The sequence below is a fragment of the Planktothrix paucivesiculata PCC 9631 genome, assembly GCF_900009265.2.
Classification (GTDB): Bacteria; Cyanobacteriota; Cyanobacteriia; order Cyanobacteriales; family Microcoleaceae; genus Planktothrix; species Planktothrix paucivesiculata.
This window is the reverse complement of record NZ_LR735008.1, coordinates 84,872-109,872: the sequence shown is the minus strand read 5'-3', so window position 1 is coordinate 109,872 and position 25,001 is coordinate 84,872. Positions and strand designations below refer to the sequence as shown.

General features: G+C 39.4%; 20 protein-coding genes. 5 read left to right on the top strand and 15 right to left on the bottom strand.

The window, feature by feature from the left end; genetic code table 11:
- Window positions 1-5: 5 nt before the first annotated feature.
- From PL9631_RS07480 to PL9631_RS07460, 5 genes are all read right to left on the bottom strand, one after another.
- A complete protein-coding gene (locus PL9631_RS07480; RefSeq protein ID WP_083618594.1) occupies window positions 6-1,262 on the bottom strand; it encodes an RNA-guided endonuclease InsQ/TnpB family protein in 1,257 nt (418 codons plus the stop codon).
- 317 nt (window positions 1,263-1,579) lie between these two features.
- On the bottom strand, window positions 1,580-3,049 hold the full coding sequence (locus tag PL9631_RS07475; RefSeq protein WP_083618590.1) for a leucyl aminopeptidase: 1,470 nt from the start codon (window positions 3,047-3,049) through the stop codon (window positions 1,580-1,582).
- A gap of 132 nt (window positions 3,050-3,181) precedes the next feature.
- A complete protein-coding gene (locus PL9631_RS07470) occupies window positions 3,182-4,261 on the bottom strand; it encodes a tocopherol cyclase family protein (RefSeq protein WP_083618588.1) in 1,080 nt (359 codons plus the stop codon).
- 236 nt (window positions 4,262-4,497) lie between these two features.
- The gene (locus PL9631_RS07465) at window positions 4,498-4,884 is read right to left on the bottom strand and encodes a hypothetical protein (protein ID WP_083618586.1); all 387 of its coding nucleotides are present in this window, start codon (window positions 4,882-4,884) and stop codon (window positions 4,498-4,500) included.
- 226 nt (window positions 4,885-5,110) lie between these two features.
- Window positions 5,111-6,514, bottom strand: coding sequence for a protein adenylyltransferase SelO (locus PL9631_RS07460; RefSeq protein WP_083618584.1), 1,404 nt, complete (start codon window positions 6,512-6,514; stop codon window positions 5,111-5,113).
- A gap of 170 nt (window positions 6,515-6,684) precedes the next feature.
- Between PL9631_RS07460 and PL9631_RS07455 the strand changes: the two genes are divergently transcribed.
- Both PL9631_RS07455 and PL9631_RS07450 read left to right on the top strand, forming a co-directional pair.
- Complete coding sequence (locus PL9631_RS07455; protein ID WP_083618582.1) at window positions 6,685-7,161, top strand: ankyrin repeat domain-containing protein; 477 nt, start codon at window positions 6,685-6,687, stop codon at window positions 7,159-7,161.
- Between the two features lie 75 nt (window positions 7,162-7,236).
- Window positions 7,237-9,969: a class I SAM-dependent DNA methyltransferase gene (locus tag PL9631_RS07450; RefSeq protein WP_083618580.1), complete on the top strand. Its 2,733-nt coding sequence runs from the start codon at window positions 7,237-7,239 to the stop codon at window positions 9,967-9,969.
- Window positions 9,970-10,002: 33 nt separating this feature from the next.
- Here the strand turns inward: PL9631_RS07450 and PL9631_RS07445 are convergent, their stop codons facing one another.
- From PL9631_RS07445 to PL9631_RS07435, 3 genes are all read right to left on the bottom strand, one after another.
- Complete coding sequence (locus tag PL9631_RS07445) at window positions 10,003-10,365, bottom strand: hypothetical protein (RefSeq protein WP_083618578.1); 363 nt, start codon at window positions 10,363-10,365, stop codon at window positions 10,003-10,005.
- A gap of 158 nt (window positions 10,366-10,523) precedes the next feature.
- Entirely contained in the window at window positions 10,524-10,898 is a 375-nt protein-coding gene (locus PL9631_RS07440; protein WP_083618576.1) for a type II toxin-antitoxin system RelE family toxin, read from the bottom strand.
- Window positions 10,891-11,130 (bottom strand): type II toxin-antitoxin system RelN family antitoxin, encoded by a 240-nt coding sequence (locus PL9631_RS07435; protein WP_083618574.1) that lies wholly within the window; start codon window positions 11,128-11,130, stop codon window positions 10,891-10,893. Before PL9631_RS07435 ends, PL9631_RS07440 begins: the two co-directional genes overlap by 8 nt.
- 381 nt (window positions 11,131-11,511) lie before the next feature.
- Here PL9631_RS07435 and PL9631_RS07430 point away from each other — a divergent pair, with 381 nt between their 5' ends.
- Together PL9631_RS07430 and PL9631_RS07425 are read left to right on the top strand one after the other, a co-directional pair.
- Complete coding sequence (locus PL9631_RS07430; RefSeq protein WP_083618572.1) at window positions 11,512-15,495, top strand: magnesium chelatase subunit H; 3,984 nt, start codon at window positions 11,512-11,514, stop codon at window positions 15,493-15,495.
- A 110-nt stretch (window positions 15,496-15,605) separates the two neighbouring features.
- Window positions 15,606-15,908, top strand: coding sequence for a hypothetical protein (locus PL9631_RS07425; protein WP_083618570.1), 303 nt, complete (start codon window positions 15,606-15,608; stop codon window positions 15,906-15,908).
- A 281-nt stretch (window positions 15,909-16,189) separates the two neighbouring features.
- On the opposite strand, the gene PL9631_RS07420 is transcribed toward PL9631_RS07425, so the two are convergent.
- Window positions 16,190-17,542, bottom strand: coding sequence for an NB-ARC domain-containing protein (locus tag PL9631_RS07420; protein WP_083618568.1), 1,353 nt, complete (start codon window positions 17,540-17,542; stop codon window positions 16,190-16,192).
- 158 nt (window positions 17,543-17,700) lie between these two features.
- Here PL9631_RS07420 and PL9631_RS07415 point away from each other — a divergent pair, with 158 nt between their 5' ends.
- Window positions 17,701-18,909, top strand: coding sequence for an FG-GAP repeat domain-containing protein (locus tag PL9631_RS07415; RefSeq protein WP_083618566.1), 1,209 nt, complete (start codon window positions 17,701-17,703; stop codon window positions 18,907-18,909).
- A gap of 213 nt (window positions 18,910-19,122) precedes the next feature.
- Here the strand turns inward: PL9631_RS07415 and PL9631_RS07410 are convergent, their stop codons facing one another.
- From PL9631_RS07410 to PL9631_RS07385, 6 genes are all read right to left on the bottom strand, one after another.
- The gene (locus PL9631_RS07410) at window positions 19,123-19,773 is read right to left on the bottom strand and encodes a GDYXXLXY domain-containing protein (protein ID WP_083618564.1); all 651 of its coding nucleotides are present in this window, start codon (window positions 19,771-19,773) and stop codon (window positions 19,123-19,125) included.
- A 28-nt stretch (window positions 19,774-19,801) separates the two neighbouring features.
- Window positions 19,802-21,205: a DUF2157 domain-containing protein gene (locus tag PL9631_RS07405; protein WP_083618562.1), complete on the bottom strand. Its 1,404-nt coding sequence runs from the start codon at window positions 21,203-21,205 to the stop codon at window positions 19,802-19,804.
- Window positions 21,206-21,532: 327 nt separating this feature from the next.
- Window positions 21,533-22,366, bottom strand: a complete 834-nt coding sequence (locus PL9631_RS07400) for an ATP-grasp domain-containing protein (RefSeq protein WP_083618560.1) — start codon at window positions 22,364-22,366, stop codon at window positions 21,533-21,535.
- 134 nt (window positions 22,367-22,500) lie between these two features.
- Window positions 22,501-23,145, bottom strand: a complete 645-nt coding sequence (locus PL9631_RS07395; protein WP_083618558.1) for a hypothetical protein — start codon at window positions 23,143-23,145, stop codon at window positions 22,501-22,503.
- A complete protein-coding gene (gene coaD / locus PL9631_RS07390; protein WP_083618556.1) occupies window positions 23,115-23,606 on the bottom strand; it encodes a pantetheine-phosphate adenylyltransferase in 492 nt (163 codons plus the stop codon). Before coaD ends, PL9631_RS07395 begins: the two co-directional genes overlap by 31 nt.
- Before the next feature lie 70 nt (window positions 23,607-23,676).
- The gene (locus PL9631_RS07385; RefSeq protein WP_083618554.1) at window positions 23,677-24,885 is read right to left on the bottom strand and encodes a type IV pilus twitching motility protein PilT; all 1,209 of its coding nucleotides are present in this window, start codon (window positions 24,883-24,885) and stop codon (window positions 23,677-23,679) included.
- Between the last annotated feature and the right edge of the window lie 116 nt (window positions 24,886-25,001).

Sequence of the window (25,001 nt, the reverse complement as noted above, 5' to 3'; positions counted from 1 at the left end):
GTGAACTACCCACACTTCTCTACGAGTAAGTGTGGGCTTCTAGCATCAACGGGGATAGCATCAGAAGAAACAGAAGTTTGTTCCGGTGACTGACATCCCCTCAGACTAGCAGTATCGCTGGTTCCCAACGATAAAACTTGTACTGAGCATAGTCGAAGTATCCGCAAGGCTTCATTTTTGATATTGATCGACGCATTAATATCACGGTCATGGGTAGTTTGACAATGTTCGCAAGTCCAACTTCTAATATCAAGTGGTAAACTACCGACTTGATTTAGACAGACGTTACAAGTTTTAGAAGAAGGGAAAAACCGATCAATTTCGATATAGGTTTTCCCTTCTTTTTCGGCTTTGTACTTGAGCATTGTACCAAACATTCCCCAACCACAATCGCTAATTGACTTGGCTAGTTTATGGTTTTTAACCATATTTTTAACTCCTAGATCTTCTACAGCAATCACTTGGTTTTCGTCAACTATCTTGCGGGATAGCTTGTGTAGAAAATCTTCTCGGCAACGAGCAATCTTAGCGTGGACTTTGGCAACTTTTAATCTTGCTTTTTGTCTACTATTACTTCCACTTCGACTACGCTCAGTGCAAGCCTTTTGTTTACGAGATAATTTTTGTTGTTTTCGCTTTAAATTGCGTTGATGTTTAGCAAAGTGTTTGGGGTTACTATATTTATCTCCATCGCTGGTGATTGCCAAGTGTGTTAATCCTAAGTCAATGCCAATTGCTTTTCCATTGGTTGATGAATTAGGTATTTCCTTACCGTCATCAACTAACACCGATGCGTGGTATTTCCCATCACGATTCTTTGAGATAGTAACGGTTTTGATTAGCCCTTTAAATTCTCGGTGGCGACGACAATAAATCAACCCCACTTTACCGGGTAATTTCAGGTAATCCCCTTCAAATTTAACACTTTGGGGATAACTGATTGATTGTCTGCCATGCTTGGATTTGAATTGAGGTAATCTTGCCCGTTTCTCAAAGAAGTTTTTGTAAGCGGTAGACAAATTGAGAGCGACAAATTGTAAGCATTGGGAGTAAGCATCTTTTAACCAAGGATATTCCTTTTTGAGTTGAGGTAACAATCCTTGAATTGCTTTTCTGAATAATCCTTTTCCCGTTTGCTTATAGGTTTCTTGACACAAATTTAGGGCATAATTCCAATACCAACGGCAACAACCAAAGCTTTTGGCTAAGGTAATCTGCTGTTCAGTCGTTGGATAGATTCGGAACTTATACCCTTGAAACATTGTTGCTTTCAAAACTCTTTGATATACTCTAATATATTATTGTTAATTTTGTCGGGATTGACCGACCAAAATTAACTTGGGGGAGTCCATGTAACCCACACTGATTTGGTGGTTGTTTTTTTGTTTTGTGAAATTCAGTGTGGGACTTATCGCTCCCCCAAACCCCCTCGTCAGTTAAAACTATTGATTACTCCCCTCCCTGCTCTATCAGGACTTACGCACAAGACCAAAGAAACCGGGTTTCTGGCCGGTGATTTTGCGGATGAAATCTGGATTTCTGGTTCAGAAACCCAGTTTGGTGCGTAAGTCCTATCTATTTAACTCAAGACCCAGTTAACCAACATTCGGACTCCGTAACCCGTGGCTCCAGCATTATTATAACCGTTGTCTTTATCAGCCCACACCGGGCCAGCCACATCTAAATGGGCCCAGGGGGTTTTTTCCACAAATTGTTTGAGGAATAAGGTGGCTGTGATTGACCCTCCCGCCCTTGGCCCGGTATTTTTCATGTCGGCGTGGATGGCTTTTAAGCCTTCAAAATATTTTTCTTCTAAGGGCATCCGCCAGAGTTTTTCCCCTGATGTTTTGGAGGCGGTTTCTAACTCCATTGCTAACTGATCATTGGGACTCCATAACCCGGCAATATCATCTCCCAAAGCAACCACACAGGCGCCTGTTAAGGTGGCTAAATCAATCATGGCATCTAACCCTAATTTGTCAGCAAAAACTAGGGCATCGGCTAGGGTTAATCGTCCTTCGGCGTCGGTATTATTAACTTCAATAGTTTTACCATTAGATGCTTTGAGAAAATCCCCCGGGTGCATGGCGCGGCCGCTAATCATATTTTCTGTAACCGCACTAATAAAATGCACTTCTACATCTGGTTTTAACTGACCAATCGCTTTAGCCGCCCCAAAGGTAGCCGCGGCGCCACCCATATCTACTTTCATCATTTCAATGCCGCTACCACTGGCTTTAATATTCAACCCACCGGAATCAAAGGTTAAGCCTTTACCAATAATGGCTAATTTGCGACGGGGAGTGACCGAGGGATGATAGATTAAATGAATAAATTTAGGGGGTAAATCCGAGGCTTGGGCAACACCTAAAAAAGCACCCATCTCCAATTTTTCGCAGTCTTCTTTTTCCAAAATATTCAATTCTAAGCCGTATTCTTGGGCTAGGGATTGAGCCATTTCTGCCATCGTAATTGGGGTGACTTCATTGGCGGGGGCGGCGACTAATTCCCGGGCTAAAATTACCCCAGAACAGATTTGTTGAGCATGGGTAATAGCGGATTCTGTTCCTGGTAAACCTAATAATTCAATCTGTTCAATCCCGTGACCTTTTTCGTCGGTTTCTGACTTAAATCGGGTATCTTGATAGAGGGCTAATTCTATACCTTCAGTAATAGCTTGGGCGGTGGTTTCTGGAGTTTGAAAAATAGGTAAGCTCACCCCCAGACTTTTTCCTTTGAGGGATTTCGCAGTTTTGGCAATACTGGCGGCGGCGCGGCGTAAGCTGTCTAATTTCAGATCTTCGGATTGACCTAAACCTACTAAAATTACTTTGCGAATCGGATTATTTCCGCCCACACGAGTCGAAATATTACTATTTGCTTTTCCTTTAAATTCGGTTTCTACGATTAATTCTTTTAAAGTTCCTGCTAGTTGATCATCGAGGGTGGCTAAGTCTCCGGTTAATTCTATCTGATCTTCAAATAAACCCAAGGCGAGGATATCTCCTGACCAGTTCAAGAAGGATGTGTTAGTGGCTTTAAATTCCATTGTTGTTTGTGTTTGAGTTACTTTAAAAACTATAAACTGTTTTTGAGTTCAGGAGTGAGGGAAAATTTCAGGCTGTGACTCTGTTGATACATTGCTTTGAAAAATTTTAATTCGGTGATGACGAAATATGATTTATTTTGTCCAGGTTTCTTGCCAGAAATTTCCCCCAACTTCGACTCCACCTAGGGAACTGGTGGCTTCTAAGATTATACGATTTCCTGCTTTTAATTGCAAGTGAATTTTTCCTTGCATGGTATCTCGACAACGAAAGATTAATCCGTCTTGGGTTGGTGCTCTTAATAGGGTTCCAGGGTGGTCGGTGGTGGCTGTTAAAGAGACTTCATAGTGTTGATTTTTGGCTGTCATTTGCCATTTTCCCCAGGGTTCGATTTGCCAACTAACTTCTGAATTCCAGGGGACAAATTCATAGAATTTTCCCTGGTAATGAATACCAATTAAAGCCACGGATTCTGACCAGAATAACACATCTCGAATCCCGCCTCCGGCTGTTAATGCTAAATCTGTTTCTCCGTCAAAGCTATTACAATTTACCCAAAACCATTGTTTAGGAAAACTCCCGCCCCAATTTTTTTCGCCATAGGCAGGGGCATTTTCAAATTGATAAATTTGACCATTCCAATCAATCCAACCTGTGGCTAAACCATGGGCCATTAAAATTTGCCATCCGGGTTCAAATATTTGTAAAAAAGACAACCATCCGGCGGTTGATTGTTGCGGTTGATGGGAATGTCCCCAGCCATAAATCGGTTGAATTGTATAGTGCCAATTGCAATATTGGGAAGTCCCCGGATCGGCTAATTTTCCTTGATGTAAGGTAGCTGTTCCTTGATAGCCTTGTTGAATCGAATTTTCAAAAATTGCGGGTTCTAAATAGCTAGGAGGGGCGGTTAAATCGGTTTTTCCCCAATGTCCTAACCCCAGTTGATCGGAGGTTGCCCAAAAGGTTTTGACATCGGGAAAGGTGCGACACAAATATCCATCATCGGGCCCTAAAATTTGTGCTCCGCCTCCACTTTGGGGTTGATTTCCGATGGGATCTTCGATAGAATACATGAAGGCAAAGGTCTGTTTTTCTTGGGGTAATGTGACTCGATAGTACCACCCTTCAAAAAAACGGCGATCGCTGCCATCCCAATGATACCCACTATGGGGGGTTTGTAAAGCGTTCTGTTGACGATTAAAATTAAACATCAAAATCCTCAAAAATAATTGATAAAAATTAAAATCGTAGTGAGTCCTTCAGGACTCTCTTAATATTAGATTAAGACAGCCCTAAAGGGCTTACTACGTTTGTAGTGAGTCCTTTAGGACTCTCTTGGATATTGGATTAAGACAGCCCTAAAGGGCTTACTACGGTTTGTAGTGAGTCCTTTAGGACTCTCAAGGTTGGCTGTAAAGCATTAGCAGTAAACAGCCAACACCTGCTATCAATTGCCTCTGGAGGCTTTAACATTAGGGACAGCAGAGCCATAATTGACTCGACAACCCAAATTCAATAAACTAGAACTACATTCTAACGGGACAACTTGATCCCCTAATAAGGCACTACAACTAACATAATTATCGTTATTAGTATCTTTCAAAACACATTCAATGGGTCTAGCGCCGGAACTTTTTGTCCACATTTTCATCCCCATTTCCGCTACAAAATGTTGATAAAAGAAGGCAAAAATTCCTACTGCTAAAACTACAATTCCCAGTAAGCTAATTCTGACTGTCCAATTACTCAGAATTTTACCGATAAACCCTTTAATACTGTCTAGTATTGATGTTGTCATCGAGGTGGGTGTCTCCGTCGGTTGATTATCTGTCATAATATCTTTCCTTTAAGATAATTGCTGCTGAGGTTAAGCCCAATTTAAGGTTAACGCCCAGGATCTTACTTCTGTATTTTAACTGAATTTACTAAAAATTAGATTTGATTAGGCTAAATCTCCCTGAAGGTGTAAGCTGAGGGAAAATATAGGACGCGCAGATATCATTACAAATTTTCTATTTTTCGGTAGGGGTGAGGTCTTCTCGTCCTCAAGAAAAACTTTTCTATTCTGTTTTAATTTGTGCTAATAAATCATAAAAAGGTTGCCAATTATCTTCAAGGGTAATTTGTTCCCAGACTGCTTCAATTTCAGGACGAATAATCATAACTTGAGGATTATAATAGTTTAATCGTTGTTTAATTTGCTCTAATTCAGGATAGGATAGGGTTTGTAAATGATGATAATATTGCTGTCTCCAAGCATCTAAATGTTCCATAGGTTCAGCATCTTTTAATATATTCTGGGGTTGGTCTTGCCATTGCTGACAAAATTGTTCTCGCAGTTGCATAAAAAAGTCGGGATAACTAACTCGATTATTTTTGAGTAAATTAATTGTAATTTGTAATAATTCCTCTGCTTCTGGGGTGGGAAGTTGTTCAAACCCTAAACGATTAATCATCCGTTGACGATAGAATTCTCGATAATACTGTTGAAAAGGGTCTAACGCTTTTTTGAGTTCTTCTAAAGGTATAACTAAAGATAACGGTTTTTGCAATAATTCTAAGTTTCCTTCACAGATAAAGGGTTGATTTCCATAACAATATAACTTTCCATAATCAAAATAGGCGGCGGTGAATTGCAGGTTATAATCAGGCATAAAAGCGTAGGGGCCATAGTCGAAACTTTCCCCGGTAATTGACATATTATCGGTGTTTAAGACCCCGTGACAAAACCCCGAAGCCATCCATTGAGCGGCTAATTCGGCGACTCTTTTGACTAATTCGGTGTAAAATAAAATATAGCGATCGCTGTCTAATTTTAGGTTAGAATAGTAGTAGGTAATAACGTGATCTAAGAGAATTTCGATTAGATCTTTTCGTTTAAAATAGTGCAACCGTTCAAAGGTTCCGAAGCGAATATGGGAGCGACTAAACCGGATCATCACGGAAGAACGGGTGGGGGAAGGTTCATCTCCTCGCCACAGTTGTTCCCCGGTTTCAATTAAGCTTAAACACCGAGAGGTTTTGACCCGCATCCGATGCAACATTTCGGCGGCTAAAACTTCCCGCACGCCACCTTTTAAGGTTAATCTACCGTCGGCATTTCGGGAGTAGGGAGTTCTTCCCGATCCCTTTGTCCCGAAATCATACAATTCCCCCTCAATTCCCCGGGTTTGACCATACAAGAACCCCCGTCCATCCCCCAAATAGGGGTTATATTCTCTAAACTGATAGCCGTGGTAACGCATGGCTAACAGGGGACGCACGGCTTCAAATTTGCCAAAGGCTTCAATAAAATGGTCGTCGGTAACGGTTTCGGGGTTGAGCCCTAACTGGGTTAATACGGAATCATTGCGGAACCGGAGTTGGTACATCGGGAACTCCGCCGCCGTTACAATATCGGAATATTCACCGCCTAACGCCTCAAATGCGGGTTCATAGTCGAGGTGCAGGAACGGATTAGACATAAAATCCCCAATGATAGTCTATTGACAATATTACCCCTATTTTGAAAAATTGTCAATTTGTGAGGTGAAAAAATCCCTGATCGGGTATGAATTGTTAACGGATAAATGGTATTATTTTTGAGGTGGATCTCGATACTTTTCAATCCACTTATTCAATAGGAGGAAAACCAATGACGGAGTTAATTAAGGCTATTCAAACGGGGGATATTGATCTGGTTAAAATAGCTTTAAGTCAAAACCTAGATCTTAATGCTCAAAATGAACAGGGAAATACGGGATTAATTATCGCTATTACTTTAGGGAAAAAAGATCTAGTTAAACTCTTAATAGAAGCGGGGGCAGATGTCAATGTAACTGATAATGATAATTGGACTCCTTTGATGGAAGCGGCGGCAAGTGGTTACTTAGAAATCACGGAGTTATTATTAGATGCGGGGGCAGATATTCAGGCTAAAACTAATTTTGGGTTAACGGCGTTGATGGGGGCGGCTGGAAGCGGACATAAATCTATTGTGGAGTTATTATTAAACAGTGGCGCAGATTTAACTGTAAAAGATCAGAATAGTTGGACGGCTTTAATTTGGGCATCTTCGGAGAAACATACAGAGGTTGTGGAATTAATTAAAAAATATCGAGATCGGCATTAAATTTTCTGAGGGATATAATTTAACCACAAAGACACTAAGACACAAAGAAATGGAAGGGTTAATCACTTTTAACTTATGCCGACTACATCCGAAAGTTTGCAACGGTTTGTTGATTATTGTCAACAGTATATTACTGGGGATGAAAAGGCACAGGCACAAATATTTTTAGACCGTTTTTTTCAGGCTTTTGGATATGAAGGAGCGTTACAAGCAGGTGCAACTTTTGAACAACGGATCGCAAAAGCTGGGAAATCAGTAAATATGGGGTTTGCTGATTTACTCTGGAAAAATCGTGTTTTAATTGAGATGAAAAAACGGGGAAGCAATCTTCAAGATCGAGATTATCGTACCCAAGCAGAACGATATTATATTAGAATTAAAAAAAGCGATCGCCCTCGTTATGTCATTTTATGTAACTTTGATGAATTTCATGTTTTTGATTTTGATAACCAACCGGACGATCCTGTTGATATAATCGGGTTAAAAGATTTACCAAAACGCATTCCAGCTTTTAGCTTTCTGGAGGCGAAAAATCTCCGCCCTCAGTTTAAAAATAATCAAGTTGAAATTACAGAAAAAGTAGCTATCCAGTTAGGAGATATTTTACAGTTATTGTTAGAGAGAGGAAAAATAAATTCTTTTAAAAAATATACTTTCTTCCAAGCAAAACGCTTTATTTTACAGTGTGTTTTAGGGATGTATGCGGAAGATATTGGTTTACTTCCTCCGGCAATGTTTACGGGTTGTCTACAAGATTGTATAGAAAATCCAGGCTATACCTCTGATATTTTGGGTGGACTGTTTCAAGCCATGAATCAACCTGGAGTTGTCCCTGATGGACGCTATCTAGGAGTAGAATATCTTAATAGTAGATTATTGGATGAAATTCATCCGATTCAGTTAGAATATGGGGAGTTAAATCTATTATCAGCTTGTGCGGGTCAAGATTGGAGTAAAGTCCGGCCTTCTATTTTTGGAAATTTATTTGAAGGCGCTTTGAATTATACTGATAAAACTAAGGATAAATCCAAACAACAACGTCACGCCCATGGCATTCATTTTACCTCGGAAGCAGATATTAGAAGTATTGTATTACCCACAATTCGAGAATATTGGTCAGATAGAATTAGTGAAGCTAATACCTTAAAGGGGTTACGAATATTATATCATGAATTAATTAATTATAAAGTCCTTGATCCGGCCTGTGGTTCGGGAAATTTTCTCTATGTTGCTTATCAAGAGTTAAAATATATAGAAAAAATACTCTTGGGAAAAATAGCTAATTTTGAGGATATTTCTAGTTATACTCAAAAGGTCAGTCCTCAACAATTTTATGGCATGGATATTAACGCTTTTGCTGTGGAATTGGCGAAAGTTACGTTAATGATTGGTAGAAAAATTGCTATTAATCAATTAGGGTTAAATGAGTCCTCTTTACCCTTAGATACTTTAGATAAAAATATCATTTGTGCGGATGCTTTATTTACCAATTGGGTGCAAGCGGACGCGATTATTGGAAATCCGCCGTTTTTGGGGAGTAAACACATTCGCTTAACTTTAGGAGATGAATATGTTAATCAACTATTTAAGCGTTTTCCAGGGATTAGAGATGTTGATTTTTGCGCCTATTGGTTTAGATTAACCCATGATCATTTAGGGGATAAAGGAAGATCGGGTTTAGTAGCGACTAATTCTATTAGTCAAGGTAAAAGTCGGGCGGTTTCTTTAGATTATATTACGGAAAATGGCGGTTATATTTATTATGCTATTTCTTCTCAGCCATGGTCGGGAGATGCTAAAGTTCATGTTAGTATTGTGAATTGGTCGAAAGAAAAAACTCATCATTCTATTTTAGATGGCAAAGAAGTTACTTTAATTAATTCTTCCTTACAGTCCACGGTAAAAGTTTCCCAGGCGGTGAGACTGAAGGCAAATTTAAACCAATGTTTTCAAGGTGTAATTCCTTTGGGGATGGGTTTTATTATTGCGGCAGAAATTGCTCAAGAATGGATGAATAGAGATCAAAACAATCGAGCTATTTTAAAGTTGTTTTCCATGGGGGCAAATTTAGCTAAAAAACCTTTAGGAAAACCGGAAAGATGGATTATTGATTTTAATGAAATGACCCTAGAAGAATGTCATCAGTATCCGTTACCTTTTGAGCAAATTAAAAATAATGTTAAATCTGAAAGACTGAATAATCGAGCTAAAAAAGCTCGGGAATATTGGTGGCAATTTTTCGCAACTCGGCCGGGAATGAGATCCGCGATCGCTAATTTATCTTATTATTTAACAGTGCCTCGATTATCAAAATGGGCAATTTTTCTTCCCGCATCTATTGAATGGTTAGCGGGAGATCAATCGGTAGTAGTAGCAACGGAAGACTATTATATCTTAGGAATTTTGTTATCTGATATTCATAGAATTTGGGTGAAAGCGCAAAGTTCCACCTTAAAAGGGGATACCAGATATACTCACACTACTTGTTTTGAAACCTTCCCCTTTCCTCAAACTCCTGGAAAAAATACAATTGAAAATATTAGGAAAATCACAATGGAGTTACATGAATATCGCAGTCAAGAAATGATTAAAAAAGGCTGGGGAATTACTCAACTTTATAATAAATATTACCATGAACCTGCATCAAAACTATATAAATTGCATCAAAAACTAGATCAGTTAGTCAGGGAAGCATATCATTTTAAATCCGAGGATAATATTTTAGAAAAACTCTTAGAGTTAAATCAGGAATGTGCGAGGAAAGAAAGTCGGGGAGAGTTGGTTATTGGTGCAGTCGGTGATTTTTGAAGTAACCACAAAGGCACTAAGACACTAAGAAAGTCATAAATAATCATATCTGACATAAATTTGACTGCGGATATCAGCGTCATAGCTTCCTAACCACTGATCAGAAAGTTTTTCAATTTGTTCAATCGCTGCTTCTGTATCTTCAATTGTTCTTGTTAGGTAAACAACCAATTGGGACTCAGCTAATTCTGGATCTAAAATCCAGTCAAGAAATACATTTGATTCTGGGAAATATTGGCTGATTAAATCTTTACCTAATACCAAAATTGATAATAGATTTGGATGAATTGCTAAAAATTGAACAACATCATGCTCACGGCGAAACTGATAGAATAATTTTAAATCATCTATGTCCGCTTGATTGACAACTAGAGATTGGGAGATAGTGCCGATCATAGTATTAACCAAACTTGATGGAGTTACTTGAATCTTAACACAACCTATTGCCCAAACTATGAGTCACCATAAAAAATTCTCTACTTTTCATGATTTTATGCTTCATTTTCTTAGATTGATTCCTAATCTTTCAAGTTGCTGCAATTTCTAGGAGTTATTTAGGCATCCTCTTTACTTTCCGTCGCCTGTTGTTCAAATTCTCTAATGATGCTCCGAATGTCATCTGCGGCAATATCGACTTGTTCAGATTTGGCGTAAATCGTCAGTAAAATAATTGCCGTTGCTGTTTTGATGTAGTAAATTAGACGGTAGCCACCACTTTTACCTTTCTGAATGTCGCTATTTCGGACTCTTAGCTTGAAGACTACATAACCAATTTCCGGTATTTGATCTCCTGGTAACTCTCCCCGCTCAAGTTGTTCGATGATGGGTTGTATATCATTCCGAATACTGCGATATTTCTTGACAAGAGTGTGTAGATTTCGTTTGAATATTGGCGAAACTTCAACTTGAATTAAAGGCTGTTTAGACATCTTCAATTCCTTCCCAAAGTTGAGCAACTGGAATAGTTTGTCCAGTCATTGCTTCCTGCCAAGCTTGACGAAAATCTGCCAAGACTTCTGTTTGAGATTTATCATCTAGATCTGTCTGTTCTGGAATTAAAACAATGACTTCTACACGACTATTTTTATCTGTTATGAGAGGATGATCTAAGGTTAGTTGTCCTTGATCATTAATTATTGCCATGACTTTCAATGCTTTCATTGCTACTCCAAAATGATTCAAGTGGTAGTTTGTAGGTTGACTCCTAATCTTTCAAGTTGTTGATTTATCCAAATAGTCGCTGTCTGCTCATCGGTTTCAATTGCTCTTTCTACTCCTATTTTAGCAATTTCTAGGAGTTGTTTAGATTTTTGCCGATTCTTTCTTATTGCAAATAATTCCTAAATAATAAAAAGTTAAAAAAGTCAAGAAATGTAAAAAATAATGACATTTTTCTTGTCGAATTGTTGCGAAGGGTCATCAAACCTGCCCAGAATACCCATTTTCTGGTAAGAATACTCAAAGGTAAGTCCTAACGATCTGGCAATGCCCATCGCCGATCACCTTAAGAGAGAAGCAGACAAAAAAGGAACCAATTAAGATATGTTTACTTATGTAAAACCCACCATTAGACACATCAAGCCAGATGACCTAAACGGGCGACAACTGATGAAAGTTGTCTATGTGGTGTTAGAAGCGCAATATCAGAGTGCCCTATCGGCGGCAGTCCAGTCCATTAATGCTAATAACCCTAATGTCGCTATCGAAATTAGCGGTTATTTGATCGAGGAGTTACGATCTCCCGAAAACTACGAAAGTTTTAAACAAGATTTATCCCAGGCGAATATATTCATCGCCTCCTTGATTTTTATTGAAGATTTAGCCGATAAACTCGTTGAGGCCGTAGCCCCCTACAGGGATAGCCTGGATGTGGCCGTGGTGTTCCCCTCCATGCCTCAAGTCATGCGTCTGAACAAAATGGGGACGTTTTCGATGGCGCAACTGGGACAAAGCAAAAGTGCGATCGCCCAGTTTATGAAGAAACGTAAAGAACAGTCGGGGAGTTCTTTCCAAGACGCCATGCTAAAGTTGCTGCAAACTTTGCCTAAAGTCCTGAAATACCTGCCGATGGACAAGGCCCAGGACGCCCGCAACTTTATGTTATCCTTCCAATATTGGTTAGGGGGTTCTTCCGATAACTTGGAAAACTTCCTACTGATGTTAGGGTCAAAATATGTGTTTAAGGGCAAGGACAAGCTGCAATTTGCCGATCCCGTCACCTATCCCGATATGGGAATATGGCATCCCCTCGCCCCCAAAATGTTCGAGGATGCGAAAGAATATTTCCAGTGGAATAATAGCCGCGACGATATTTCCGACGACCAAAAAGATCCCCTCGCCCCCTGTGTGGGTTTAGTCCTACAACGCACCCACCTGGTGACGGGAGATGATGCCCATTATGTGGCAATGGTACAGGAACTCGAAGCATTAGGGGCGCGAGTTTTGCCTGTGTTTGCGGGCGGGTTAGACTTTTCTAAACCCATCGATGAGTATTTCTGGGATAACCCCCCGAAAGGTATTCCACCCCAAACTCTTGTGGATACTATTGTCTCGTTAACGGGTTTTGCTTTAGTTGGTGGCCCGGCTCGACAGGATCATCCCAAGGCGATAGAATCGTTAAAACGGATGAACCGCCCCTATATGGTGGCTTTGCCTTTAGTCTTCCAAACCACCGAAGAATGGGAAGAAAGTGATTTAGGTCTGCATCCGATCCAAGTCGCCCTACAAATTGCTATTCCTGAACTTGATGGGGCCATTGAACCCATTATTATATCAGGACGGGATGGCACAACCGGAAAAGCGATCGCCTTACAAGACCGGATCGAAGCGATCGCCCAACGGGCTTTAAAATGGGCGAATTTGCGGAAAAAACCCAAATTAGACAAAAAAGTGGCTATTACCGTCTTTAGCTTCCCCCCGGATAAGGGAAACGTCGGGACAGCAGCCTATTTGGATGTGTTCGGGTCAATTTATGAAGTGCTCAAAGCCTTGCAGGGCAATGGCTACGATATTCAAAACCTGCCCGAGTCCGCCGAGAAACTGATGCAGGAAGTCATCCACGACGCCACCGCCCAATATCAGAGTCCCGAATTAAATGTCGCCTATCGGATGTCCGTGAGCGAATATGAACAGTTAACCCCCTATTTTGATCGCTTAAATGAGAATTGGGGGCCACCACCCGGAACTTTAAACACCGATGGCGAGAATTTATTGATTTTCGGCAAACAGTTCGGTAATGTGTTTATCGGAGTTCAACCTACCTTCGGCTATGAAGGCGACCCGATGAGGTTGTTGTTCTCCCGGTCAGCCAGTCCCCACCATGGCTTCGCCGCGTATTACACCTATTTAGAAAAAGTCTGGAAAGCCGACGCGGTATTACACTTTGGAACCCATGGCTCCTTAGAGTTCATGCCGGGTAAACAAATGGGGATGTCGGGAGAATGCTACCCCGATAATTTGATCGGTAGTATTCCCAACCTGTATTACTACGCCGCCAATAACCCCAGCGAAGCCACTATCGCCAAACGTCGCAGTTATGCCGCGACAATTTCTTATTTAACTCCGGCTGCGGAAAACGCTGGGTTATATAAAGGACTGCAAGAACTCAATGAATTAATTGGGTCTTATCAAACCCTAAAAGATAGTGGTCGAGGCGTGGCAATTGTTAACACCATTATCGATAAGTCCCGAATGGTGAATTTTGACCAAGATATTAGCCTGCCCGAAACCGACGCGGCGGAATTAACCCCCGAAGAACGGGATCATATCGTTGGACAGGTCTATCGGCGGTTAATGGAAATTGAGTCGCGGTTGTTACCTTGTGGGTTGCACGTTATTGGTAAACCCCCCACGGCCGAAGAAGCGATTTCAACTCTGGTAAATATCGCCAGTATTGATCGCGAAGAAGATAATCTACTCAGTTTACCCCGAATTATTGCTAATAGCCTCAACCGTGATCTTGAGGAACTCTACTCCAACAATAACTTAGGACTGTTAGCGGATGTGGAGTTATTACAGAAAATCACCGAAGCCTGCCGCGCGGCAGTTATCGCCTTAGTTCACGAACAAACCGACGCCGAAGGACGGGTTTCCTTAGTCTCCAAACTCAACTTCTTTAATATGGGTAAAAAAGAACCCTGGATTGAAGCACTCCATGAGTTCGGTTTCACCAAAGTTGACCCCGAACCCATTAAACCGTTATTTGAGTATTTGGAATTCTGCTTACAACAAATTTGCGCTGATAACGAGTTGGGCTCCTTGCTGCGGGCGTTGGAAGGGGAATATATCATCCCCGGGCCAGGAGGCGACCCCATCCGTAACCCCGATGTGTTACCGACGGGCAAAAATATGCACGCCCTCGATCCCCAGTCCATCCCCACGGCGGCGGCGGTCAAGTCTGCTCAAATCGTCGTAGAACGGCTGTTGGAACGGCAAAAGGTCGAAAATGGTGGAAATTACCCCGAAACCATCTCCGTCGTCCTCTGGGGAACCGATAACATCAAAACCTATGGGGAGTCCCTGGCTCAAGTGATGTGGATGGTGGGGGTTAAACCCGTACCCGATGCCTTGGGACGGGTGAATAAGTTGGAGTTAATTTCTTTAGAAGAATTGGGACGACCTCGAATTGATGTCGTGATCAACTGTTCTGGGGTGTTCCGCGACTTATTTATTAACCAAATGGCGCTATTAGATAAAGCGGTAAAAATGGCAGCCGAATCTGATGAACCGTTGGAAATGAATTTTGTTCGCAAACACGCTTTAGAACAGGCGAAGGAGTTAGGAGTATCGGTCAGACAAGCGGCAACTCGGGTGTTTAGTAATGCTTCGGGTTCCTATTCTTCTAACGTGAATTTAGCCGTTGAAAATAGTAGTTGGGAACAGGAAACAGAGTTACAGGAAATGTATTTAAAGCGTAAATCTTTTGCCTTTAATTCAGATAATCCGGGAATGATGGAACAGGATCGAAATATCTTTGAGTCGGCGTTAAAAACCGCAGAAGTCACATTCCAAAACTTAGATTCTTCGGAAATTAGTTTAACGGATGTTTCCCATTATTTCGATTCTGACCCAACGAAATTAATTGCCAATTTACGCAAGGATGGCAAAAAACCGACGTCTTATATTGCGGATACCACAACAGCAAATGCTCAAGTTCGGACGTTATCGGAAACGGTGCGTTTGGATGCACGAACAAAACTTCTTAACCCGAAATGGTATGAAGGAATGTTATCCCATGGTTATGAAGGAGTGCGGGAGTTATCTAAGCGCCTTGTTAATACAATGGGATGGAGTGCAACGGCGGGTGCGGTAGATAATTGGGTTTATGAGGATGTGAATGAAACGTTTATTCAAGATGCAGAAATGCAGAAACGTTTGATGAACTTAAACCCCCATTCTTTCCGTAAGATTATTAGCACGTTGTTAGAGGTTAATGGTCGCGGCTATTGGGAAACTAGCGAGGAGAATTTAGACCGTCTGCGGGAGTTATACCAAGAAGTTGAAGACCGTATTGAAGGGGTTGAATAAAACCCTTTAAAATCCCGATTCCCCTCGGTATAAATATTCTATGCAATATTTTTATCGGGGGGATATAATTTTTATTTAGGATATCATTTCAACCCATTGAAGGAAAAAATATGGAATCATCAGTTGCAAATTTACCTAAAATTGATGTTCGTGCTGCGGTTGGTTTAGCCCAACAATACTTTAATGATTTACAGGATATGCTCGGTTATCATGTTGAATATTTAAGATTAGAAGAAGTAGAATTATCTCTGGATAAACAATTTTGGTTAATTACATTAAGGTTTGAGCATAAAATTCTCAGTAATAATCCTATTATGATGGAAATAGCTCTTAAATATGTTAAAGAATATAAAATATTTAAAATTAATGCTGAAACCGGAGAAGTTGAATCAATGAAAATTCGAGAACATTGAAATTAGCTATCAATTTTGCTCAGACATTCCGAATTATTTTTAGATTTCTAAGGCAAAATTAAAAAACCATATCGCTCAAATTTTTTGTGAACAATATGGAATCAATTTTGTCGAAACTGGGGAATTAAAATTTGTAATTGCGAGCACGCCTACCCATAAACAACAAATTTTAGAAGGAGTGACTCAGTTAATTCATTTAGTTAGATAACAATTTTCTCAGGAATCTTATCGGTTACAAATATTAAACTTACGGGTGGATACTTACTACCCTTTGACTGTGACTAATCAGTTGCTATAGTAACAAATAGTTTAAAGATGGGATTTAAGATTAAGAGCGATCGCCTATTTTCTGTAACTCGTTCCACTAATCCTCTACGTCCTAAAGATTGAATTACTGTTAAAATATCTTCATGGGAGCTTTCAAAATTCGATAATAACTGCCTCATTTCTACAGGTTCAGTAGCCTGAGCTATCCTAACAACAATTTGTTTTTCCGGTTTAGATAACCTTTGCCAATGTCTTTGTAACAGAGGTTCTATATCTCCCAAAAATAAGATATTACAGGCTAAAAATTCAGTTACACTACTATTAAATAAATCTTTAATTGTATTAGCAATAATTTTTAACCACACTGGATGACCTTGATAGAGTGCAATTAGTTCTGACCAATTTTCCTCATCCATTAATCCTTTTTCTTTCAATATTTTTTTGCCTTCTTCCCCTAATCCTTTTAGCTGTAAGGTTCTGAGTAGAGAATTTTTAGCTTCTAAAGTTGCTATGTCTCTGGGTTTTTCCCAACTGAGCAGAATTAAACAACTGTTATGGCAAGAGGTAGCAATTTTCTGAAAGAATGCGGTATAATCATCATAATATTGTTGATACTGACCTGCTAATTTTTCATAGCTAAAAATACAATGTACATCATCCAAAATCAACAAACATCGTTCAGAACTAAAATAGTCTAATAGGGTCGGTAAGGAGATATCTTGATATTGAGTGATTGATTCAATGATATTCGTTTGTAGGGTTAATAATTTAGGCGTATTGCTGAGACTTCGCCAAATAATTAGATCAAATTGATCTTTAATTTGGGAGATGAGTTGAACTGTAAGCGAACTTTTGCCCATTTCACTCAATCCATAGATTGTGATCAGACGAATATTTTCTTCTAATATCCATTGTTTTAAAATAGAAAGTTCAGAAGTGCGATTGTAGAAACTACTGATTTCAGGTGCTTCTTTTAAATCATAATATTTTTTAGGTTGAGTTGAATTAGATTGATTGTTGTTAGATGAGTGTGACTGCTCTTGATTAGGACAAAAATTTAGGTTATTAACAGTTACATTACCTTGGACAGTAGCTGATGTAAAATTATTAAATTCTAGTTTATCTAACTTGGCTCTAACATTTGATTTTGTTAGATTTTCTCCTAATTCTTCTGACAACAATTTCCAAAGTTTAGAACCGATATCCCTAACATAACCTTCACTAGAATAAGTCTCCCCGGCAATTTTTGTATAGGTGTGACCTTGTAATGTTCCCTCTAGTACCGCTTTTTGTAGATGCTCCAAGTGTTTTCCTGTATGAGCAAAAACTAACTCGTCTGCTAGTTTTAAGGCTTCTTCAGTATTCATAGGCTAGGGGTGTAATTTTGTTTCCCGAATTATATCCGACTTTCTAACAAATCTTACAATTCTAACAAAACATCTTACAAAATATCTGATATTTATGACAACATCAGACTCAAGATTAGAGTGATAATGTTTATATTAAAGACAAAGAGGGAAAAAATATGACTTATGTAAATGACAAGTATGCTTCGTTTGTAATTGAGTTTAATAATAAATCTGTCTCTGATCCTGCGGGAAATTACGGAGGAGAATGTGTTAGCCTAACCAAAAAGTTTATTAATTATCTAGGGTTATGGTATGACCCAGTATGGGTTGGTTCTGGTGGTAATTATTCTCAACCCGCTTTTGATGCGTTTAAAGCTGGGCAAAATGAAATTTTAAATCATACGGGAGTTGTAATCGGGAAAAATTACACAACCCAGATCATCTCAGATTATACTAAACTTAAAGCAGGAGATCTGGTCTTTACCAATTCTTATGATTACAGAGGAATGACTACCTCTCATACAGGAATCGCAACAGGTTCTTATACAACTACTGATTTTCAAATATTTGATCAAAACTGGCCTACTGGAGATAGGGCGGGATATGATTCATTGAACACATCATATTTTCGGGGTGCTATACGAGTTGTTCTTGACGGAGAATCAAATCGTCCTAATGTCGATTTTAATAATGACGGTAAAGCAGATATTTTACGTCAAGAAAAGTCTTCTGATGGTGTCAGAGATGTGGAAATTTATTATTCTGAGGGAAATGGTTTCAACTCTCCTGTTAGTCTCTCTAAATGGCAATCGGCTTGTGTATCTAGTTTTCAGGGGGGTACTAACCTAATAATTGGTGATTTTAATGGAGATAAAAAAAGTGACATTTTACGCCAAGAAACTATTGCTGACAAGAACTCCGATGTTGCGATTTTGTATTCAGATGGACACAATTTTAATGTAGCCTCAAATCAACTTCCTGACCAATCGGCGATGTATGCAGGTTTTCAAGGAGGAACTAAACTCCTAGCTGGTGATTTTAATGGCGATGGGAAAGACGATATCTTACGTCAAGAAAAGTCTGCTGATGGTGTCAGAGATGTGGAAATTTATTATTCTAAGGGAAATGGTTTCAACTCTCCTATTACGCTCTCTAAATGGCAAGCGGCTTGTGTATCTAGTTTTCAGGGCGGTACTAATCTGATAATTGATGACTTCAATGGAGATGGCAAGGACGATATTTTACGCCAAGAAACTATTGCTGATAAAGTCTCTGATGTTGGTATTCTCTATTCAGATGGATACAATTTTAATGTGGGTTTAAATCAACTTCCTGATCAATCGGTAATGTACGCAGGTTTTCAAGGTGGAACCAATTTAATTTAACGTAAGTTATAGCCCCCACTATCTAAAAATATAAAGAACACCCGACACATAGCTGTTAACCTGTGGGGTGTTTTTTATATTATTAAATTCTTAATAAAACGTGAATTAAATGGGTTGAATGCAGGTTAAATTAAGTAATTCTAATCAAGATAAAAATACCATAAACTATGATTTAAAAAAGTTGATAAATCAGGTTTCTAGGTTTAATCAAAATCAAAATTTGTAATTGCGATCGCGCACCCACAAACTAATAGGAATTGCTTTCCCCTGAGAATTAACTTTAACTTCTACGACAAAAGATTGTTGATTATTCCCTTGAGCTTCTGTAATCGTTTCATTAACCTGATTCCGTTGACTTTCTGGCATATAATATCGTTCTAAACCATATTCAATATTCCATCCCGTTGATTTTCCCTGTAAAGCAATTTGATTTTTAGACAAATTCTGAGGATATTCCGAGCTCACTATTATGGGTTTCCAAGCTGAGGGACGTTGGGATTTTGAGGGGGCTTCCGGCTGTTCTAAGGTGACATAAATTAACGTTCCCTGGGGTAAATATTCCGCCCCTTTAGCAACTTCTTTCCAACCCGGAAGCTCTTTGAGAGTATCAACACTCGAAATATCATAACTCAAGATTTGATAATACCCTCGAAAAAAATCATAGGGGTCAACGGGGGCGGTTTGTAAGATGACTGTTGTTCCCGTAATCTGGGTATAAAAGGCTTGGGAAGGAACGGCTAAAATCAGAATTAATTGGAACAGTAAGGGTGTCCAAAACTTCCAACCTAGAATGCTTTTTTTGGCAACATCAGACTGGGTTTCAATAGCGGTAGATTGACGATTACTAAGATCATAAGGATTCATTGTTTTACTCCTAATTTAGTTGGAATGATTAACGATTTTGGGTTTGACTGACGGCTGATAAATGGCGTTCAAACCATAATCCAGCCAGAATTACCCCCACACCACATAAGGTAAATACAAAGGCTTTTAGAATCAGTTCCGTATTATATTCAAAGGTACGACTCATAATTTGGGTAACTAATAAAATCATCCCGCCCCAAAAGGCAAAACGCCGAGTTTGGGCAAGTCCAATTCTAATTAATCCCGTTGCCAATATAAACATCTGTACATTAAGCAAAAATGTTGCGATTTCAGGAATTTCATGGATTTGTAAATGCCAGAAAAAGATTAATCCTGTTAATCCTAAAAATCCAGCGATAACACCTGTAACCGTATCAAATCCCCATTTATTCGGGTGAATAGCACCGGGTTTAATCAATTGAAACCATTGCCATAAAACTATTCCTAGAAAGATATAAAAATCAATCAAAAGGAAGTTACTCATGAACATTGAATTGTTTGAATTGTTCTCTAAAAGATCATTCCAAACTCCGTTAAAAGATAAACCAAAAAATACAATACTTAACTGAATAATGGAGAGAGTGCGGGCTGAGGGTTGAAAGGGTCTACTATCAATCATCGGCCATAAAATATCATCATAACTCCATAGTAAAGCGGGGGTAAAAATGAACATGATAGCGAAGATTAATCCTTCAGGTAAATCAGAATTTAGCAAGGGAAGAATGCTGATTTGTAAAGCGGGAATGAGAATCAGTAAGGTCATAATAAATAAGACCCGAGACTGACAGCGATAGGCGAGGGGAATGAATAGAAATCCGGCAATTAAAGGAGTATGTTCTAGGAATAAATGTAATATAGAAAAGGGTTGAGGAGAGAATAAATTAGATGATCCTATCCAATAACCCAGACCATACAATAGTAGTCCTAAAAATCCTAAAGAAGTTAATTGCAGACTATAGGACATGGCTAAAACACCAATTCCCCAGACTAAAAATAGTTCATAAACTGAACCACTTTGATGAAAAATTTGCCCCATCAAGGCAATATTTGCCCCTAAAATTAAGGCTCCAAACAGTAATAATCCTTGACCTAATTTTTGTTTTCTTCCTACTTCTAAGGAGTCTGATGGTTGCTGCCATAAATAAAAGCCGGCGGCATTGACTCCTATAAATAAACTCAGAAGTAGGATTACTTTAACGGTTTTTGACCAGTCCTGCCAGTTAGCTGCCACAAAGGTAATGACACCTAAACCTAATAGAATGCCGCCCAACCCCATTAAAATCATCACAAACCGACTACTGGCGGCGGTTTCAAGATGATTAAATTGATAGCGGGTGGCTAACTGTTGATAGACAAAATCATCAATGATTTGTTCTTCTTTCCAGAGTTGGGCTTCGTGACGAAGTTGGCGACGGAATTTTTCGTTGATCATTTGGGGTAGTATTAAACGATATTAGGGGAATTTGAGGACTGTTTATCCAAAGGATAGAATAGTATTTTAGTTTTAACCTAGATCTTTAGAAAGTACAATTCTGGTTTTAATTTAAAATCAGGTTGAATAGTTAGGGTCTGTGACAGATTTTTAACTTGCACAGGGTGAAAAATACTCAAAATTCTATATAGCAATTCTATTGGAGTTGTGTTCACAATTCGTGATTAAAAGGGAATAGGGAATAGGAAAAATCGGATAATACTTATGATTATTTTATATTAGTATTAAAATGTTACAACCTATTTAGGATTGCTATAGTAACTTTTTCTAGGATTCATGGGCTAAAAAAGTTAGCATTTTTTCAAATACTTGGACGGCTAGGTCTACCCCATTATCTCTAGTAAAGATATCATAATTGGGATGGGAATTAGCTTCGATAAACCAATATTGATGATCTTTGTCTATCGCAATATCTAATCCGGTATAGTTTAAATTTAATTCTTGAAAAATAGGTTGACAAAATGTTTCTATTTCTGAGATAATTTGACTATCATTAATATGTTTAGCTTGCGCTCCCTGCCAATGCAAAGGGCTTAAATTTCCGGTAAAAGTTGCCTGACTAATATCTTTTTCATATAGTAATATTAATTTTTGATTTAAAAAAACGGCTCGATATTCTCGTTCAATTATAATATATTCTTGAGCGATCGCCACATAGTCATAATCCTTATGATCAATATTAAAAATTGTGGTTAAGGAGTTTTGAATATCCTCAAGGTTATGACATAAAAAAACATAGTGTCCACCGGAACCAGAATTGCGTTTAACAATTACAGGAAATCCAAAAACTCTCTCAATTTCTTTCGCAATATCGGGAATAGTTTTAAACTTTAAATAATGTTGATAGTTAGAGTCACAAAATGGCGAAAGAAAACCTAGGGTTTTCGGGGTTCTAATTTTTTTGTGTAAAATTGAGTAGGTATAGTCTTTATCTTTAAGAATTTTAAAAATCGATTGATCTACTAAAGGCGTGCTATAATTACAAAAATAATAATTTTTATCTAGTTTAACCTTAACTAAATTCTGATCAGAATGCAGTATTTCATAATCGATCTTGAGATTATGGCAAGCCTGAAGTAATAACCTAATATTATTTAACATAAAAATAGCCAGGAATAGGCAAGGGGGAATTACGAATTACGAATGGCGGGAAAATCTGCAAATAAAAATCGGAGATGGCTGGAAAGACGCTGTAAAAACGCTTAGGCTATCTCCTAATTCCATGATCCGTAGGGTTACCGTGTTGGAGGATTTCCCTGTACTTGTTGACGACCATTCCGAATCACTCGCATCATTTCATTTAACTGTTGTTCGATACTCCCTAGGACGTGATCTGCATAGTCATCGGCACCGTTTTGAATTTCTTCACATTCTGCCATAGTTCGCGATCGCATTTCCTCCAATTCCTGTTGAAGACGATAACGAATTTGTTCAATTTCTGATAAGGTTTGTTGCTGAAGCGTATCACATTCATGTTGAACCTGTTGACGCAATTGATCCGCTTCCGATTTAGCTTGTTGAATTAAACCCATCTCATTTAATATTCGAGCGGCTCGTTGTTCCGCCACATCGATAATTTCCTGAGCATATTCTTCCGCCTCTTGCAGAATTTCATCCTTATGACGGACGATAATATCTGACTCTTGAAAGGCACTGGGTAAATTCAATCGAATCAAATCTAATTGATCCAGTAATTGTTCTTCATCGACTAAAGTGCGTCGAGTTAATGGGATTCTAGGACTATCGAGAATCATCTCCTCCAGTCGGTTAAGTTCCCGTTGGATATCAATTCCAGGGGAATTACTGACCGTCGTTTCCGGTTCTACACGGAGTCCATTTTGTTCGGGTTCTAGTCTTGGGGTTGATTCCTGGCGTAACATTTATATAGTTCTTGAGCAATGTGATTAGGAACAAGATGATCAACAGAACCTCCAAATCGGGCTATTTCTTTGACAACACTACTAGATAGGAAGCTATATTCCTTTGAGGTTGCCAAAAATACCGTTTCAATTTCTGTTGATAGGGTTTTATTGATATGAGCCATTTGCAGTTCTAACTCAAAATCTGAAAGAACTCGCAGCCCTCGAATTAACACTTGAGCATTCCTTAGTTTTGCATAGTCTACCGTTAGACCGTCAAAACTGGCTACTTCCAGATTGTTCAGATGTTGGGTACTGTAGCTTATTTGTTCCATCCTTTCCCCTACCGTAAATAAAGGCTTTTTATTCGGATTTCCCAATACCGCCACAATCACCTGTTCAAATAGTTTACAGCCTCGTTCAATGACATCTAAATGTCCTAACGTAACCGGATCAAAGCTACCGGGATAAAGGGCAATCACGATCAAGGCAAGATTAAGAGGATTGCCAAATTATAGAACGAAGGGGGCAGGGGAAGTGGGGGAGGGCAGTTTAGGCACTGAAGGGGGATTTACCTTCTTTGAACTGGCGGGCGATACCTGCACTATCGATGCCGGCGATGCGGAAGCGACGATCTAAATCCGTGGGGTCGGGAGAGGTTTTTTCGGCTTCTTCCATGGTGACCCGGGCGGCAATCACCTGTTCAAATAGGGCTTGGTTAATCAGTTGCATTCCTTCATAGGTATCTGATTCCATTAACTGTAAAGCATTTTCCTCATCGCCTTTGAGTAGATAATCTCGCATGGCTGGAGTATTAACCAGAACATCGTGAACCGCCACCCGTTTATTATCAACGGTGGGAACTAATAATTGAGCAATCACTGCCACTAAGGAATCACAAATCTGAATCCGCACCGTCGGTTGTTCATCCACATTAAACAGGTTTAACAGGCGATTAATGGCATTTAAAGCATTCCGGGTGTGGAGAGTTCCTAAAACTAAGTGACCCGTTTGAGCCGCTTGGAGGGCCGTATTAACGGTGGTGCGATCGCGCATTTCCCCAATCAGAATCACGTCGGGATCTTCCCGCAGAACCGCCCGTAATGCGTTATTAAATTCTAGGGTATGTAACCCTACTTCCCGTTGACTAATCAAACACATCTTGGAGGGATGAACAAATTCAATCGGGTCTTCAATGGTTACAATATGTTTTTTAGCCGTCTCATTCAGGTGACGAATCATCGCCGCTAGGGTGGTGGATTTCCCCGAACCCGTTGGCCCGGTGATTAAAATTAAACCCTGGGGATAACTAATAATATTTTTCAGAACTGGGGGTAAGGCTAATTCATCAATGGAGGGAATTTGTAGATGAATTAAACGTAAAACCATCGCGCCTCCGGTCAGGGAATCAAAACAATTCACCCGACAGCGCACTAACCCCGGATAAAATACCGCCGTGTCTAATTCCTTTGTGTCCGCAAACTGTTGGCGTTGATGGGGAGTCAGAACTTCATCCAAATAATGTTCAAATAGTTCAGGAGTAACTTTAGCTTGCTCCTTGACCCTAGCTATTTGACCTTGAATCCTAAATCGAGGCGTATGTCCGACCCGAATATGAATATCTGAGGCTTTTTTGCTATAGGCATCTTTGACCATCATTTTGATCGAAGATGCAGAATTGACAGTAAGAGATGAAGGCTCCACACCACTAGGAGGTGGAGGCATTTTCGGGACTGGCTTGGGGGAAGCGGAGTTGGTCATGATTTTTTAGCTGACTTCAACACAATTTGGCATTAATTAAATTATAAAGAATATATATCTCTCCCGTCGGCTTTGTAAAAATTTCGTAACCCAACCCCAATCTCCTTGGTTCTCAA

Coding starts and splice junctions, on each gene's coding strand:
- PL9631_RS07450 (WP_083618580.1), top strand. CDS start 7,237: ATGCCGACTACATCCGAAAGTTTGCAACGGTTTGTTGATTATTGTCAA.
- PL9631_RS07410 (WP_083618564.1), bottom strand. CDS start 19,773: ATGAATCCTTATGATCTTAGTAATCGTCAATCTACCGCTATTGAAACC.
- PL9631_RS07395 (WP_083618558.1), bottom strand. CDS start 23,145: ATGTTACGCCAGGAATCAACCCCAAGACTAGAACCCGAACAAAATGGA.
- PL9631_RS07460 (WP_083618584.1), bottom strand. CDS start 6,514: ATGTCTAATCCGTTCCTGCACCTCGACTATGAACCCGCATTTGAGGCG.
- PL9631_RS07455 (WP_083618582.1), top strand. CDS start 6,685: ATGACGGAGTTAATTAAGGCTATTCAAACGGGGGATATTGATCTGGTT.
- PL9631_RS07415 (WP_083618566.1), top strand. CDS start 17,701: ATGACTTATGTAAATGACAAGTATGCTTCGTTTGTAATTGAGTTTAAT.
- PL9631_RS07480 (WP_083618594.1), bottom strand. CDS start 1,262: ATGTTTCAAGGGTATAAGTTCCGAATCTATCCAACGACTGAACAGCAG.
- PL9631_RS07405 (WP_083618562.1), bottom strand. CDS start 21,205: ATGATCAACGAAAAATTCCGTCGCCAACTTCGTCACGAAGCCCAACTC.
- PL9631_RS07475 (WP_083618590.1), bottom strand. CDS start 3,049: ATGGAATTTAAAGCCACTAACACATCCTTCTTGAACTGGTCAGGAGAT.
- PL9631_RS07420 (WP_083618568.1), bottom strand. CDS start 17,542: ATGAATACTGAAGAAGCCTTAAAACTAGCAGACGAGTTAGTTTTTGCT.
- PL9631_RS07425 (WP_083618570.1), top strand. CDS start 15,606: ATGGAATCATCAGTTGCAAATTTACCTAAAATTGATGTTCGTGCTGCG.
- PL9631_RS07440 (WP_083618576.1), bottom strand. CDS start 10,898: ATGTCTAAACAGCCTTTAATTCAAGTTGAAGTTTCGCCAATATTCAAA.
- PL9631_RS07470 (WP_083618588.1), bottom strand. CDS start 4,261: ATGTTTAATTTTAATCGTCAACAGAACGCTTTACAAACCCCCCATAGT.
- PL9631_RS07400 (WP_083618560.1), bottom strand. CDS start 22,366: ATGTTAAATAATATTAGGTTATTACTTCAGGCTTGCCATAATCTCAAG.
- PL9631_RS07430 (WP_083618572.1), top strand. CDS start 11,512: ATGTTTACTTATGTAAAACCCACCATTAGACACATCAAGCCAGATGAC.
- PL9631_RS07445 (WP_083618578.1), bottom strand. CDS start 10,365: ATGATCGGCACTATCTCCCAATCTCTAGTTGTCAATCAAGCGGACATA.
- PL9631_RS07385 (WP_083618554.1), bottom strand. CDS start 24,885: ATGACCAACTCCGCTTCCCCCAAGCCAGTCCCGAAAATGCCTCCACCT.
- PL9631_RS07465 (WP_083618586.1), bottom strand. CDS start 4,884: ATGACAGATAATCAACCGACGGAGACACCCACCTCGATGACAACATCA.
- PL9631_RS07435 (WP_083618574.1), bottom strand. CDS start 11,130: ATGAAAGCATTGAAAGTCATGGCAATAATTAATGATCAAGGACAACTA.